The 15,960-nt window shown below is 40.0% G+C and carries 13 protein-coding genes and 2 riboswitches; of the genes, 8 read left to right on the plus strand and 5 right to left on the minus strand.

Annotation, left to right across the window (positions count from 1 at the left end):
- Positions 1–229 precede the first annotated feature (229 nt).
- From ACFX4L_RS08515 to argH, 5 genes are read left to right on the plus strand one after another with little or no spacing between them, the layout of a single operon-like run.
- Positions 230–1,453, plus strand: coding sequence for an ROK family transcriptional regulator (locus ACFX4L_RS08515; RefSeq protein WP_377383620.1), 1,224 nt, complete (start codon positions 230–232; stop codon positions 1,451–1,453).
- Between the two features lie 2 nt (positions 1,454–1,455).
- Complete coding sequence (locus ACFX4L_RS08520; protein ID WP_377404726.1) at positions 1,456–2,547, plus strand: extracellular solute-binding protein; 1,092 nt, start codon at positions 1,456–1,458, stop codon at positions 2,545–2,547.
- A 14-nt stretch (positions 2,548–2,561) separates the two neighbouring features.
- Positions 2,562–3,674, plus strand: coding sequence for an ABC transporter ATP-binding protein (locus ACFX4L_RS08525; RefSeq protein ID WP_377383614.1), 1,113 nt, complete (start codon positions 2,562–2,564; stop codon positions 3,672–3,674).
- Positions 3,671–5,359 (plus strand): ABC transporter permease, encoded by a 1,689-nt coding sequence (locus ACFX4L_RS08530; protein ID WP_377404729.1) that lies wholly within the window; start codon positions 3,671–3,673, stop codon positions 5,357–5,359. The genes ACFX4L_RS08525 and ACFX4L_RS08530 overlap by 4 nt, the downstream gene beginning before the upstream one ends.
- Before the next feature lie 15 nt (positions 5,360–5,374).
- Positions 5,375–6,826: an argininosuccinate lyase gene (argH, locus tag ACFX4L_RS08535; protein WP_377404732.1), complete on the plus strand. Its 1,452-nt coding sequence runs from the start codon at positions 5,375–5,377 to the stop codon at positions 6,824–6,826.
- A 42-nt stretch (positions 6,827–6,868) separates the two neighbouring features.
- Here argH and ACFX4L_RS08540 read toward each other — a convergent pair whose 3' ends face one another.
- Both ACFX4L_RS08540 and ACFX4L_RS08545 read right to left on the minus strand, forming a co-directional pair.
- Positions 6,869–7,054: a hypothetical protein gene (locus tag ACFX4L_RS08540; RefSeq protein WP_377404735.1), complete on the minus strand. Its 186-nt coding sequence runs from the start codon at positions 7,052–7,054 to the stop codon at positions 6,869–6,871.
- Positions 7,011–7,316, minus strand: a complete 306-nt coding sequence (locus ACFX4L_RS08545; protein ID WP_377404737.1) for a hypothetical protein — start codon at positions 7,314–7,316, stop codon at positions 7,011–7,013. The genes ACFX4L_RS08540 and ACFX4L_RS08545 overlap by 44 nt, the downstream gene beginning before the upstream one ends.
- A gap of 147 nt (positions 7,317–7,463) precedes the next feature.
- On the opposite strand from ACFX4L_RS08545, the gene ACFX4L_RS08550 reads away from it, so the two are divergent.
- Complete coding sequence (locus ACFX4L_RS08550) at positions 7,464–7,658, plus strand: hypothetical protein (RefSeq protein WP_377404740.1); 195 nt, start codon at positions 7,464–7,466, stop codon at positions 7,656–7,658.
- A gap of 163 nt (positions 7,659–7,821) precedes the next feature.
- On the opposite strand, the gene ACFX4L_RS08555 is transcribed toward ACFX4L_RS08550, so the two are convergent.
- From ACFX4L_RS08555 to ACFX4L_RS08565, 3 genes are all read right to left on the minus strand, one after another.
- Positions 7,822–9,303: a sodium:solute symporter family protein gene (locus ACFX4L_RS08555; protein WP_377404743.1), complete on the minus strand. Its 1,482-nt coding sequence runs from the start codon at positions 9,301–9,303 to the stop codon at positions 7,822–7,824.
- Positions 9,300–9,500 carry a DUF3311 domain-containing protein gene (locus ACFX4L_RS08560; protein ID WP_061461660.1) on the minus strand — a complete coding sequence of 67 codons (201 nt, stop codon included), beginning with the start codon at positions 9,498–9,500 and terminating at the stop codon, positions 9,300–9,302. The genes ACFX4L_RS08555 and ACFX4L_RS08560 overlap by 4 nt, the downstream gene beginning before the upstream one ends.
- 267 nt (positions 9,501–9,767) lie before the next feature.
- Entirely contained in the window at positions 9,768–11,108 is a 1,341-nt protein-coding gene (locus tag ACFX4L_RS08565) for an amino acid permease (protein WP_061461661.1), read from the minus strand.
- A gap of 199 nt (positions 11,109–11,307) precedes the next feature.
- Positions 11,308–11,386, minus strand: a riboswitch (glycine riboswitch).
- Between the two features lie 553 nt (positions 11,387–11,939).
- Here ACFX4L_RS08565 and ACFX4L_RS08570 point away from each other — a divergent pair.
- Positions 11,940–13,328, plus strand: a complete 1,389-nt coding sequence (locus ACFX4L_RS08570; RefSeq protein ID WP_284471787.1) for an amino acid permease — start codon at positions 11,940–11,942, stop codon at positions 13,326–13,328.
- Positions 13,329–13,950: 622 nt separating this feature from the next.
- Positions 13,951–14,029: riboswitch (ZMP/ZTP riboswitch) on the plus strand.
- A 52-nt stretch (positions 14,030–14,081) separates the two neighbouring features.
- Positions 14,082–15,674 (plus strand): glutamate/serine transporter AimA, encoded by a 1,593-nt coding sequence (locus tag ACFX4L_RS08575; RefSeq protein WP_289338198.1) that lies wholly within the window; start codon positions 14,082–14,084, stop codon positions 15,672–15,674.
- The last annotated feature ends 286 nt before the right edge of the window (positions 15,675–15,960 follow it).

Here is a 15,960-nt window from a genome sequence, read left to right on the forward strand (position 1 = left end):
CTTTTGTGAAGAAATTAATGTAGGTTAGTAATATTTTCTAACCAACCAGACGGAAAAAACATATCTAATAAATATCACTGATGGTTATAAATGTAAATAATGCGAAGTAACTATTAAAATAAGAATATTTTAAAAATTGGAAAAATAACTTGTGTGTTAAATCCCTTTAAGTTATATTTTTACTTAATTAGGAAGAATTACTAACTAAATGATGTAAGGCCGTGATGTGATGAGTTTTAAAAGAACACCCAGTCATCAAAAATATGCTAATAAAAAAAGGATCATTCAATGCATTCAACAATGTTCACCCATTTCAAGAGCGGAAATCGCCGTTAAGCTTCAGTTGAGTAAACCGACTGTTTCTCTGGCTGTGGATGAGCTTATACAGGAGAAATGGGTATTTGAGAAAGGGATTGGAGAGTCCTCTTCTCAAGGTGGGAGGAGGCCTATCCAGCTCTTTTTCAATGAGAAGGCTGCCTATATCATTGGGACTGATATTGGCGGGACGAAAGTGAAAATCGTTTTATGTGATTTAAGTGGGAAAATCCTTGCTGAAACTAGTTTTTCAACAAAAAATTATTTGCAATCAGGTCTTCTTAAACAAATGGCGATTGAAACGGAACGGTTAATTGCAAAGAATCAGATTGTGAAAAACAGGATATTAGGGATGGGGGTTGGGATTCCTGGTATAACGCAAACGGCAAGCGGATTAGTCATAGAGGCACCGAGTTTAGGATGGGTTCAATATCCGTTTATAGCCGAAGCGAAACGGTATTTTGATTTCCCTATTTTTCTCGACAATGATGTAAACGCGGCAGCCCTCGGTGAACAGTGGCTGGGTAATGCACAAAATAAGCGAAATTTGTTGTTCATTGCGGTTGGAACCGGTATAGGAAGCGGCATTATCTTGAATAACCAGTTATACAGAGGGGCTTCCAGTGCAGCTGGGGAGATGGGATATATGGTGACGGACAAAGAGGATATGAAGCGTGAATTCAAGCCGATTTTCCATAGATACGGTTATTTGGAAAGTGTCGCAGGAGGAAAATCGATTGGCGGTCATTTTACGAGAGCTGTTCTCAAAGATCCTCAGCATTCTTTATTTGAACGGGCCAAGTCTTCCGAACTGACAGGGGAAGATGCCTTTTTGTCCGCGAAAAAAGGGGACACGACAGCCATGGCCGTCATTAATGAAGCAATCGAACATTTAGCCTGCGGAATTGTCAATGCGGCTAGTTTGCTAAATCCAGATGTAATCATTTTAGGAGGTGGTGTATTAAATTCATCTGAATACATTTTACCTAGAGTTCGTGAAATCGTTGATCGATATCTTCCAAGTTTAGTAGAAATGAAAATTTCACAACTGGGAGAAAACGCAGGAGTATTAGGCGCGGTTTCCCTATTCTTAAGGGAACATGATAGCATTTTGAATTTTCATGATGAGGGGGATTAATAATGAAAAACAGGAAAAAGTCGCTTGTTTCAGTACTGACTTTATCGGCAGCAATATTGTTTTCAGGATGTAACGGTACAGATACGAAAACGAATTCGGATGCTGGCGGTGCCAAGGGAGAAAAAGGTGAGTTGGAAGATAAAATCGTCGTTTATTCACCGCATGGCAAAGATATTTTATCAAAATTCGAAAAGCAGTTCGAAGGTAAATATGGCATTGATGTTGAGTGGCTTGACATGGGGTCACAGGAAATCCTTGACCGTGTTCGCTCAGAAAAGAATAATCCGCAAGCAGACGTTTGGTGGGGAGCACCTTCCACAAACTTCAATCAAGCAAAGGATGAGGGGCTGCTAGCTGCTTATAAGCCTACCTATTCCGATAGTCTCGATGAAGGATTCCGCGATCCGGAATGGTATTGGACGGGAACGAGCCAGACACCGGAAGTAATCATGTACAACAGCAAAGAACTATCCAAAGCCGAAGTGCCGAAAGATTGGGATGAGCTGCTTGATCCGAAGTGGAAAGATGAAATCATCATCCGCTATCCGCTAGCCTCCGGGACGATGAGGACAATTTTTTCTGCGATGATCTATCGTACGTATAAGGATACAAATGATCCACAAGAAGGATATGACTGGTTAAAGAAGCTCGACCAAAATACAAAGGAATATTCAGCCAATCCAGAAATGATGTATAACAAGGTGGCAAAAGGAGAGGGCTCGCTTTCCGTTTGGGCAATGCCGGATGTTGTCATGCTGAAAGAAAATAAAAATTATCCGTTTGAGTTCGTCATTCCTGAAAGCGGAACGCCAGTATTGACAGAAGGAATTGCCATCGTTGAAGGTGCCAAACATCCCAAAGCGGCTGAAGCGTTTTATGAGTTTGTGAATTCACAAGAAACCGCAAAGATTTTGGCAGAAGACTTTTACAGGATTCCGACCAGAAGTGATGTGAAGGATTTACCTGAATGGATCACGGATACAGAAATTAAAGCGATGGATATTGATTGGAACGCATTCCAAGAAAAAGGTGACGAGTGGATGAAATATTGGGACGAAAATATTAAAAGTGGGGATAAAGAAATTAAAGAATAAGGAAGTGTCGTTGGATGGCGTCAATAAAAATAGAGAATGTCCAAAAAGCCTTCGGGAAAACGATAGCTGTTGATCATTTAAATCTGGAAATCAAAGAAGGCGAGTTTTTTACCTTTCTTGGCCCAAGTGGCTGCGGTAAAACGACAACGCTTCGGATGATTGCCGGTTTTTATTATCCAACAAAAGGCGTCGTCCGATTTGGCGACAAAGATATGACGCGTGTACCTCCGGAGAAAAGGAATACAGGCATGGTATTTCAAAACTATGCCCTCTTTCCCCACATGACTGTATTTGAAAATGTTGCATTTGGTTTGCGCGTGAGAAAAGTTTCTTCAAGCGATTTAAAGGGGAAAGTGCTGGATGCACTTCGCAAAGTCAGGCTGGAGAGCTACTCGAGTCGTCAAGTGAGCCAGTTAAGCGGAGGACAGCAGCAGCGTGTTGCCCTTGCCAGGGCCCTGGTTATTGAACCGGAAATATTGCTGCTGGATGAACCATTAAGTAATCTGGATGCCAAGCTTCGTGATGAAATGAGGGTAGAAATCTTAAGGCTGCAGCGTGATTTTAAGATTACCACCATTTATGTCACACATGATCAAGCTGAGGCATTGTCCATGAGTGATCGGATCGCTGTGTTCAATTATGGTGTATGCCACCAGGTCGGGACGCCGGCAGAAATTTATAATCGGCCGGCCAATGATTTCGTGGCGAGTTTCATAGGTGAGATTAATCTATTGCCCGTTCAATTCGAAAAAGTTCAACAAGATAATATAGTGGTAACCCTAAAAAACAGTGAACAACCGATTAAATTCAATGTGCAAAATCAAGTTAGTGAAGGAATTTCTATTCTGCAGACTGATTATGACCTTGCTGTTTCGATTCGTCCTGAAGCAATCAGAATTCTCGATGTGGCCGAAGAGGGAATGAATATCTTTAAAGGTAAAATCAATTCCGTCCAATTCTTTGGATCTGTAGTAAATGTCATGGTGGATGTTCAAAACGTGTTATTAAGGGTGGATGTATTTAATACTCATGAATTTGGATACTTTTATCAAGGGAAGGAAGTATATGTTCAACTTCCTGGGAAACAGCTGCGCCTTATCCCTGTCATAAGCGGTGATGCTCCATGATTAAAAATCGTGATACTAGACTAACGATTTGGCTCTTAATACCAGTTGTATTAGTGCTCGTGGCTTATGTTCTCTACCCATCGTTGAGGACCTTTATAGAAAGTTTGCAAAAAGACGGATCGATATCACTGGGGAATTATCAGGACTTCTTCGTACAGGAATCAAAAACGAACTTAGAGGCTCTATGGAAATCTGTTTATATATCCATATTGAGTGTATTGGTCAGTGCCTTGATTGGCATTCCGCTCGCATTCATTTTTAACCGTTACGATTTTCCAGGCAGAAGCTTCTTTTCATCAGCTGCGATTTTGCCGATTGTTCTTCCATCATTGGTGGGGGTTATGGCCTTTATGTTTTTATATGGAGAATCGGGATTAATTCCAAATGCTATCAAGGATATGTTCGGTCTCGATAAAGTTCCATTTAAAATTGGCGGGGTATCAGGAATCCTGATCGTGCATGCCTATACGATGTATGTCTATTTTTATATGACCGTATCCGCTGCAATCAATAAAATTGATCCGTCCCTGGAAGAAGCTGCATATAACTTAGGCGCAAATAAATTCAAGGTTTTTTGGAAGGTGACATTTCCATTATTGACACCTGCCATCGTTGCCGCTTCTTTACTTGTTTTCATGATATCAATGGCTTCTTTCAGTGCCCCGTTTCTATTAGCTGGCGGGTACAGGGTGTTGAGCCTGCAAATTTATTTTTCGAAAATCAATGGTGATATGGAAATTGCTGCTACTCAATCCGTCATTCTATCCATTGTTTCAATTTCATTTCTATTATTCATGCGTTGGTATCAGAATAGGAAAGATTACCGAATGGCTTCGAAAGGGATTGGGGCACACAGGAGTGAAGTGAAAAATCCATTTATGAAGTGGGTGATGGTCGGAACGGGTATCATCGGCGTACTTATTCTGCTTTTACCGCACTTTACGATTCTATTGCTTTCGCTTGTGCCGGATGGAACCTGGACGTTTCAAACGTACCCGACAGTATTTAATGCGGAAAATTACCGACTTTTGTTTGAAGACCCCAATATCTTTAAACCGTTACGAAATAGTTTACTGATGGCTGTTATTGCCACACTAGCAAATTTGGTGTTTGGGGTCATCGCGTCCTATGTTCTTGTCAAACGGAAATTCGTCGGGAAAAGCTTTATTGATATCCTAGTCATGATTCCGTGGGCCTTGCCTGCAACGGTTATTGGGATGAACTTGATATTCGCATTTAATGAACCTAGCGTTTTTTCTTTCGGTCAAATATTAGTAGGAACATTTTGGATTTTGCCCCTTGCCTATTTCATCAGACATATTCCCCTTGTTGTTCGCTCAACTAACGCCGTTCTGGAGCAGCTTGATGACTCAATTGAGGAAGCGGCAAGAAACTTGGGGGCAAAGTGGTTTTATACCTTCAGAAAGGTCATATTACCGATTATTTTGCCTGGTGTTTTATCAGGTGCATTATTAGCCTTTATAGAGTCTGTAGGAGAATTCCCAACCTCAGTCCTGTTGTACACGATTTCAAACAGACCGATATCTATTGAAATCATGAATCAGCTTCGGATGTTCAATATGGGGCAGGCAGCTGCCTATGGGATGATTCAAATCACGCTGATAGTTATCGTTCTTTTTATTTCGAACAAGTTTTTTGGAATCAAAGCGGAAAAAGCTTTATAAATCGGAGGTTCAAAGATGAGTAAGCTTGAAGAATTTATCAAAAATGAAGGCAGTGTTTTTCCCGGAAAAACATATGCAGAAGAGCTTTTAATGCCTGTTTTTAATGATCAAAGAGATTACTTATTTCATGTTATGTTCGATATTCATCGGGCACATGTCATCATGCTTTCGGAACAAAAGATCATTAAAGAAGAAGAAGCGAAAACCATGCTGGAGGGGATTCGGAAAGTGGCTCAAACAGATCTCACTCTCCTGACCTATCAACCTCAATTCGAAGACTTATTTTTCATGATGGAGGCAAAGATTGGCGAGGAAATCGGTCACGAGCTCGCAGGAAAGATTCATATCGGCCGCAGCCGTAATGATATGGGAGTTGCGATGTATCGGCTTGTTATAAGAGGTCATCTTCTCCAATTGATCGGCTATGCAAACCAATTGAGCGAGGCATTCTTGGTGCAGGCAGAAAAACATATAGAAACCTATATTACTGGTTACACGCATACCCAACCGGCTCAGCCGACTACATTAGGCCATTATTTTTTAGCCATTTATGACGTTCTTCAAAGGGATATTGGACGGTTATGGGCAGCCTATGAAACGGTGAACCAATCCCCCCTGGGCGCGGCTGCGTTAACAACTACTGGTTTTCCAATCAGCCGCAACCGTACCGCTGAACTGCTTGGGTTTGAGGCGGTTGTTGAAAATTCCTATGACTCGATAGGCGGGGCTGATTATTTATTGGAAACCGCAACTGCCATTATGACGTGCATGGTTAATACTGGGAGGTGGATTCAAGATTTCTTGCAGCATGTGACAAGGGAGTTTGGTACATTTCATGTGGCAGATCCTTATGTTCAAGTTAGCAGCATCATGCCGCAAAAAAGAAACCCAGTATCAATTGAACATTCCCGTTCGATTGCAAGCAGTGCGTATGGTGATGCACTTGCTGCAATGAATATGATCCACAACACACCATTTGGTGATATCGTCGATACGGAAGATGATTTACAGCCGCATTTATATCGGGCTTTTTCGAATGCAGGCCGTGTCATGAAACTAATGTATGCAGTCATATCAACATTGAAAGTAAATGAAGAACATACAAAAAAAATGGCCGCAAAATCCAGTATAACGGTTACTGAATTAGCTGATACCCTATCAAGAGATTACGAGATATCATTTAGAAAAGCCCATTCCATAGCAAGTACAATTGCAAAACGGTCGATAAGTGAAGGGAAAGAGCTATATGATTGGGACACACAAGAAATCAACAAGATCATCAATGAATTCGTTGCAGTGAATTTAACTGAAGACGAATGGAAAAAAATCATCTCTCCTGAATACTTTGTGGAAATTAGAAGCATTCAAGGCGGGCCCAGCCCGAAAGAGGTTTCGAGGATGATTGTAAATAGAAAACAAAAACTGGAACAAGCGTTGCAGAGTATAAGGAAATGGTTAAAACATTGAATGATGGAAGGAAGGCTTTAGTGGATTACTAAGTTATGAGTTTTAACGGGCATTAAATTCACGAGTATTTGCTCCAAACTCACGAGTAAAAGCATGAAACTCACGAGTATTTGCACCAAACTCACGAGTAAAAGCATGGAATTCACGAGTATTTGCACCAAACTCACGAGTAAAAGTGTGGAATTCACGAGTATTTGCTCCAATCGCGAGTAAAAGCGTGAAACTCACGAGTATTTGCTCCAATCGCGAGTAAAAGCGTGAAACTCACGAGTATTTGCACAAACTCACGAGTAAAAGCATGGAATTCACGAGTATTTGCACCAAACTCACGAGTAAAAGCATGGAATTCACGAGTATTTGCTCCAAACTCACGAGTAAAAGCGTGGAATTCACGAGTATTTGCTCCAAATTCACGAGTAAAAGCGTGGAATTCACGAGTATTTGCTCCAATCGCGAGTAAAAGCAATGCGGGATGTATTTTAAAGTTCATATTTCATAATATATAGTCATTCTTTATTAGGGTGGCTATTTATTTTGATTTCTATTACAACTGAGATTTCCCTAATGATAGTAAATGAAGATTATTTCCAAAACGATGCTATTATTTGTAAAATACATAATATAAGGCGGAACGTTAATGTCAAATAGATCTCAGTTCGGTTTTATCCTGATTTTAATAGCTTTTGTAATATCGATTACTTTTTGCTTTAATCCGGAAGCCTTATTAAAAGGTGGATATGATTTAGCTATGGATGGTCTGGTAGTAGTCAGAACCTTGATGAATTTATTAGTTAAAATAGGGGATTTGATTATAAACAAAAAAGATTGGTAGTTTATTATGAGACATTGTTTTTTGACGGCTATTAACTTTCTATAATCACTCTTAAGAAAAAGGACATTATTACTGTATTATTCGAAGGAAGGCTCAGTCTTTTGACTGAGCCTTCCGATGTTCATTCACAGGATTTCCAAAATAATCAGCATCAATGAGTGCTTCATATATCGTTAACGGATTTTGGTTCCAACTGAACCGCATGATTCCTGAGGGCAAGACTTACCGTTATCATCACAATGAAATTGAATGCCAAGGCGATGATTCCCACATTCAAATCTTTCGCTGCTTGTGGCAAGGATGGAAACAGGGTCCCTATTGTTGAATGACTGAGTGTAATGCAGATCACAATGGCCAATCCGGTGAGGATACCGGCGATTGCGCCATATTTATTGATTTGATTCTTTTTCTTCTTCAGACTAAATAGAAGGGACGGGAATAGCTGTGTGATGAGACTGTATCCCATGAGAATTAATGCTGACATCGTTTCGCCGCCGTTTAAGGTGAAGTAGACGGCTATAAGGGCAATGATTGGCACAAGGATCTTTGCCAATCTTACAACGTGGCGATCTGATACTGTAGGTGCAAATTCCTTATAGACGTTTTTAGCGAGCAGTGTAGCGACGCTCATCAAAAGCATGGATCCCGGCACCAATGCGGTCAGCAACCCAGCGCCGCCGATTATACCTATAAACCATGGGTCAAAGGTCTCGATCGAAAGGCGCAGCAATGAGAGGTCTGCATCTGCCCCTACGAGTCCAGGCACTTTCAATATAGCTGTAAACCCTACAAAAAATACGAATAACAGCATGAGCGTATATAAAGGGCTGATGATGGCATTTTTTCGAAATACCTTCCCGCTGCGAGCTGAATAAACCGCGCTGAAAACTTGGGGCCACATATAGAAACCAAATACGAGCAATATTACCGTGGAGATGAACCATGATATGCTAAGTCCCTGCTCGGGGAACTTTAGAAAACCAGGCTTGGCCGCATCAATTGCTTCGAACATCGGCTGAAATCCACCAAAGTAATGAATGGGCAGATAAATTCCTAAGAATCCTATAATAGCGATCATCATGATATCTTTAATGACTGCTGTCCAGACTGAGCCGTGTATACCGGAAATCATTACATAAATGGTAAGGCCGATTGCCCCCATCCATACCGCCGCAGACATTGAGATTGCACCATAAGATGCCTCTGAGACAATGATCCCCAATCCTTTCAGCTGCACGACGATCACTGGAATCATCGACACCACACCAACAAGCGCAGCCAAAATTCCTAAACTGGGACTCTTATATTTGCTTACAAAAAAATCGGATTGGGACATCAGTTTATTTTCTTTGGCATATTTCCATATTTCAGGAAGGAGCCAATAGGATAATACGTAAGACAAAGTAATGTAAATAAGAACATATAGAGCGGGTGCGCCCTTGCCATAGGCCCAGCCGCTGCCGCCAAGGAAGGAGAAGGTCGTATAGATTTCCCCAGCCATCAGCAGGAAGACGAATATTGCACCAAAACCGCGTCCGCCCACCGTCCATTGTTCCAAGTTCATATCTTTTCCTTTTGAAGAACGAATGCCTAAAAATATCGATAGTAGTAAAAAAGCTAAAATGATTATGAGGGCAATATTCATTCCTGGTCACCTTCCCGATTCCGGGGATCCAGCTTATACATGATGCCCAAGATGGCAGAGGTAAGGACCACCCACATAGCCATCCAGAACATATTGAAAGGCATCCCTAATACATAAGGTTCTATTCTATTAACAAAAGGTAGAAATCCTAGTATGCCTATAAAAGGAACTAGAGTAAGGATATATAGAATCTTCATTAAACAAACCCCTCCGTTTTAAATAAAGTGAAACGTCCAACAATGGGGGTTTTACTTCAGTGCCACTGATGGATGGGTGAACCAAACTGGATGGAAAATTCATACATGACGGATATTCCTTCTTTGATAAGGAACCGATGATAAATATAAGCTTACACTATTTTGATATGAAATTTAATGCAGTTGCTTGATATATTTTTAGCAACAGAGCCGCTGATAAAAGATAAAGCCTTGAATTCTTATTGAGTTCAAGGCTTTATCCTTTTACTATCTTTTTTTCTGATAGTTATATAGTATCACCAAGACCATGAACCAGATTGGCGTCATGAGCAGTGATAGCCGTGTGGCTTCAGCGAATAGCATAACAATAAGGATGAACAGGAATAATCCTAAAATGGCGTAATTGATAAAGGGTGTAAAAGGAGCCCTGAAAGTTGATTCGGCTCTTAGGTCCGGCCGTGTTTTCGAATATTTGATATGTGAGATCAAGATGATGCTCCATACCCATATGAAACAGATGGCACTGATGGTTGTCACAACGGTAAATGCCTGTTCCGGTATCAGTTTGCTTAACAATGCTCCTAGTGATACAACGATTGTTGATGTTAATAAGGCATTGCTAGGAACAGCCTGTTGATTTAATTTTTCAAGTTTAGCAGGGGCTTCTCCATTCCTGCTTAACGTATAGAGTATTCGGCTTGTTGAAAATAAACCGCTGTTGCATGCAGAAGCAGCTGATGTCAAAACGACGAAATTGATGATCCCTGCAGCGACAGGAATGCCGATTAGCGCAAAGACTTCTACAAATGGGCTGCTCGTGGCATCCAGTTGTGTCCAAGGGTTGACACAGAGAATGACGAATATGGCACCTACATAGAAAAGTAAAATCCGGACTGGGATTTTATTGATGGCAGACGGAATGTTCTTTCTCGGGTTCGCCGTTTCTGCTGCTGAAACCCCGACCAATTCGACACCTACAAAGGAGAAGACGACCAGCTGTAAAGACAACAGGAATCCGGAAATTCCATTTGGGAACATGCCTCCATGAGTCCATAGGTTCGTTAGGGAAACCGTTCCCGTATTGGTATTGAAGCCGATGGCCAAGAGAATGATTCCTACGAATATCAAGGTGATGATCGTGATTACTTTTATGATGGCAAACCAGAATTCCAATTCGCCAAATAACTTAACGGTCAATAGGTTCAATCCTAACAGAATGACAAGGCATATTAGAGCCGGTATCCATTGAGGGATATCGAACCAGTATTGTATATAGACACCGACAGCTATGATATCGGCCATTGCGGTCATGATCCAACAGAACCAATATGTCCAACCGGTCACGAAGCCAGCCCATGGGCCGACATATTCGGTTGCGAATTCAGTGAATGACGTATACCCTGCATTGGATAAGAGCAATTCGCCTAGGGCTCTCATCACAAAAAACAAGGCAATTCCAATTATTAGATAGGAGAAGATGATAGATGGACCTGCCATTTGTATGGCTTTTCCGGATCCCAAAAATAAACCGGTTCCAATGGTTCCTCCTATTGCAATAAGTTGTACATGACGATTTTTTAAATCTCTTTTTAATTCCTGTTTAGCCAATTCGTACGCCCCCGTCTTTTATAGTCTTGGTAGTGAATGATTTCAAACCTGCATGGTCTTGGAGAGAGAGGTGATTTTTTCACCCAGCTTGCCAATGGTTTTCACGAGTGTTGTTTTAAGTCCAATCACAAAGTGGACAATAAAAAAAGAGATTGGATATACCAATCTCTTAAAGGGTTCAGAATAACAATTTATCATTCGTTACTCTTCTGTCCTTTTGCCTGAGATTGTGAATCCTTCGGCGCTGCATCTTGTACAGTCTCTCCAGAAGCTGCTCCTGCTATAGTGTCATCCATAGCATTCATCGCTTGCTTGTATGCGGTTGTGTAAAAATGTCTGTCTGCGGTGATCTTCCACTGCTGAAGCATTCATTATACTTATAAAATAATATTGGAATTCTATCATCTATTTTTCTGAAGGTCAACAATTTTTTTTGGGAGTTAGCCAGTCTTATAGGAGGTTTATAACACATTGAAATGGTTTTAATTTTTTTAAACGTTCACTTGAAAAGACTTTGAATGGTTCAAAGCAGAAGTGATTGTTTTCTACTCTTTTTTTTTATGTAATCACTATTATAAAATACTGATTCACTTTTTTTAAAAAAGGTATTTTAAGATAGGAAAAATCGCCAAGATATATTTGACAACTGTTTTTTTGAAAAATACATTTGTGTTTTTACAGAGTATTTACTATTATAAGATAAGAAAACAAAATTAAAGTGTTATTTATATGATTACGATAAGGCATTTCTAACCACAATAATAAATAGAGTCGATTGGCGGTAAGGATGGAAGAGCATTGCTGCTAATATTGCATCTGGGGGAGTTAATCATGTCAAACAAGGAATTAAAGAGAGGGCTGGAGGCACGTCACATTCAAATGATAGCTTTGGGCGGAACCATTGGGGTCGGGTTATTTATGGGATCGGCGAGCACGATCAAATGGACAGGGCCTTCTGTAATGCTTGCATATGCCATCGCAGGTATATTTATATTTTTCATCATGCGTTCTATGGGGGAGATGCTATATTTAGAACCGACTACGGGTTCTTTTGCATCCTTTGCTAGCAGCTATATACATCCTTTAGCAGGTTATATGACTGCTTGGAGCAATTGGTTTCAATGGGTAATCGTAGGAATGTCCGAAATCATCGCCGTTGGAATGTATATGCAGTATTGGTTCCCGGAGTTACCAGCTTGGATACCAGGTGTGGTCGCCATGATCATCTTGGGGGCAGCCAACCTCATTTCCGTAAAATCTTTCGGGGAATTTGAATTTTGGTTTGCGCTTATAAAAATAATAACGATTGTATTGATGATCATTGCCGGCCTTGGCCTTATTTTCTTTGGAATAGGGAATGGCGGAGACGCAATTGGATTATCGAATCTTTGGGCAAATGGCGGCTTCTTTACGGGAGGCTGGACAGGATTCTTCTTTGCGCTTTCCCTTGTCGTGGCTTCCTATCAAGGGGTTGAGCTCATCGGCATCGCGGCCGGAGAAGCGAAGAATCCAACGAAGACCGTAACAAAAGCGATCCAATCAATCATATGGCGCATTTTAATTTTCTACATTGGCGCTATATTCGTCATCGTGACGGTTTATCCATGGGATAAACTAGATGACATCGGAAGTCCATTCGTTTCAACCTTTGCTAAAATCGGTATCACAGCAGCTGCAGGCATCATTAACTTTGTCGTAATCACTGCGGCAATGTCCGGATGCAACAGTGGGATCTTCAGTGCAGGGCGTATGCTTTACACACTGGCATTGAATGGCCAAGCTCCTAAAATCTTTGCAAAAGTATCTAAAAGTGGAGTGCCGGCATATTGTACGATCGCTGTACTATTAGGATTGGGTATCGGGGTTGTCCTGAATTACCTTGCACCGCCGGAATTATTCCTTTATGTGTACAGTGCGAGTGTTTTACCCGGAATGATTCCATGGTTTGTCATACTTATCAGTGAGCTTAAATTCAGAAAGGTAAATGCCGCTGAAATGGAGAAACATCCGTTCAAAATGCCGTTTGCCCCTTACAGTAATTATGCGACAATTGCCTTTTTACTGATGGTGCTGGTGGGTATGTGGATCAATCCAAGTACCAGGATTTCCTTGGTTGTCGGGATTGTTTTCCTAGCATTGGTCGTAGTAAGTTATTACATGCTGAAAATGGATAAACGAATACCATTGGATGCTAAATCCGATGATGAGATTTCCAGTTAAGAAGTCTCGTGCCATTTTGATAAAAAGATGAGTGATACGAGTTTTTCTATAATAAGGATTTTGGGAGATCATCTTGTTTAATCTACGTACATGACTCGAGCTTTGCCGAGTGTGTTTCCCCTTAGTATAAATATAATAGACACTAATTAAAGTTGTGCATAAATTGTGGATAAAACAAAGAGAGATAAAGAGAAATCTTCATCCCTCAGGCTTTTTCCCAACTTGTGCATGACTTTTTTTGGTTATTGTAGAAAAAATTCTTAATAAAGATATGGAGTATTTCAAGTATTTCCTTTGGCAGAAAATAAGATTTTCCTAACTAGTGCATGAATTCTATGTAAATGGTTTTGGGATATAATTTGTAAAAAATGAACGGTTCATTTTTGCACATATAGGCTATTTAAGGTTTTTAAGTATAATGTTTTAGGGGAATGATTATAGGTTTTAACATATGTTCTAAAAATCGAATGTTTGTTTTTTGAGACTTTATTCACCTAATTTTTTCAAATTCAAAAGAATATTGATAGGTAATTCCGAAAAATCAATGGTAATATTTAAAAAATATAAATATTTTTTTAGTGTTGTGGAATTTAAAATAATCTTATATACTTAAAAAAACTATTTTCCTATATGTAACTGGCGCAACATGGAGTACCATGGGGGAGCATATAGAGTATAAGCCGCGCGCCTGGGCAAACACTTGATTTATAGATCAAGTGTTTTTTATTTTCCTAGGAAGAGGTGTAGGTAGAGATGAGTAATATGCATAGAAAGATGGGGACCTTTGCTTTAACTATGACAGGTATTGGTTCTATTATCGGCTCAGGTTGGTTGTTCGGAGCGTGGAAAGCTGCCCAGATTGCTGGACCAGCAGCTATTTTTTCTTGGATTATCGGTATGGTGGTAATTTTATTTATTGCATTATCTTACGCAGAGCTTGGGGCAATGTTTCCTGAAGCTGGAGGCATGGTTAAGTATCCTCAATATTCGCATGGCTCTTTTATTGGATTTTTAGCTGCGTGGGCGAACTGGATATCTATCGCTTCGACTATTACCGTTGAGGCCATTGCTTCAGTACAATATATGAGTACGTGGCCTTGGGAATGGGCCAGATGGTCTCATTCTTTAGTTGATAACAATATCTTAACGACCAAAGGATTATTCATAGCTTCTTTACTACTATTGTTCTATTTCTTCGTCAACTATTGGACAGTCAACCTTTTTGCTAAGGCAAATTCATTTATTACCATTTTTAAATTAATTGTTCCAGGTGTAATGGCAGGATCGTTATTTTTTGCTGGATTTCATGGTGAAAACTTTACAAGTTCTCAGGGTATCGCACCATATGGCTGGGCAAGCGTTTTAACAGCAGTAGCTACTTCTGGTATAGTGTTTGCGTTTAACGGATTTCAAAGTCCCGTTAATATGGCAGGTGAAGCGAAGTCACCGAATAAGTCTATACCTATTGCTGTTATTGGCTCTATTCTAATTGCAGGTTTTATATACGTTATGTTACAAGTTGTGTTTATCGGTGTAGTCGATCCGTCAATGATCGTGAACGGATGGAGTCATCTGAATTTTAATTCACCTTTTGCAGATTTGGCAATTGCTCTAAGCCTTAACTGGTTAGCGATTGTATTGTTTGTAGATGCGTTTGTTTCACCGTCTGGTTCAGGTGCCACTTATACAGCTACAACTTCGCGAATGCTTTATGGAATGCAGAAAAATGGGTACTTACCGAGGATCTTTGGTACATTACATCCACTTTATGGTGTTCCGCGTCCAGCGATGTTATTAAACTTAGGTGTATGTTTTATCTTTTTATTTTTATTCCGCGGATGGGGCGTACTTGCAGAAGTGATTTCAGTTGCCACACTTATTTCGTATATCATGGGGCCAGTTGCATTGGCAACATTAAGACGTACCGCTTCACATTTTAACCGTCCATTTCACTTAAAAGGTGCCTCTATTATTGCACCTTGCGGATTTGTTTTTGCATCGCTTACTTTATACTGGGCGCGTTGGCCATTAACAGGAGAAGTCGCTTTCATCATTGCCATTGGACTGCCTATTTACTTTTATTATCAAGCTAAAAATAAATGGAATGGATTCAAAAAACAATTTTTATCAGGTGTTTGGATGCTTCTTTACTTAGGTTGTATGATTTTGATTTCTTATATTGGAAGTGAGAAGTTCGGCGGAAAAAATATTCTTACATTTGGCTGGGATATGGTGGTCATTACATGTCTGGCACTTGGCTTCTTTTGGTGGGGAGTTAAGAGCGGCATTAAAACGGAATACATGGATGAAGCTGAAAAAATCAACAAAGAATTTATCAATAAATAACTTTTTGTGCAGACACAGTTATATGAGTATAAAGAAAACATGGTTATTTTATGACCATGTTTTTTTATTTATTTTAAAATAAGTGCTGGCGATTGTAACGTTATTTTGTTTTAAGGGTTTTTTAGTCTTTGCGAGTAAATTGGTGGAATTCACAAGTAAATAATGAAATCTTGCGAGATAAGTATGCTCTATCATATAGAAAAACTAAATATCCTACTTTTTAGTGCGGAGGTTGAGGTAAAAGTATGAATTGGATTGTTTTTAAATCACTTCCACCTATAGAATG

It is taken from the genome of Peribacillus sp. YIM B13482, from assembly GCF_042787975.1.
In the GTDB taxonomy this organism is placed as follows: domain Bacteria; phylum Bacillota; class Bacilli; order Bacillales; family DSM-1321; genus Peribacillus; species Peribacillus simplex_A.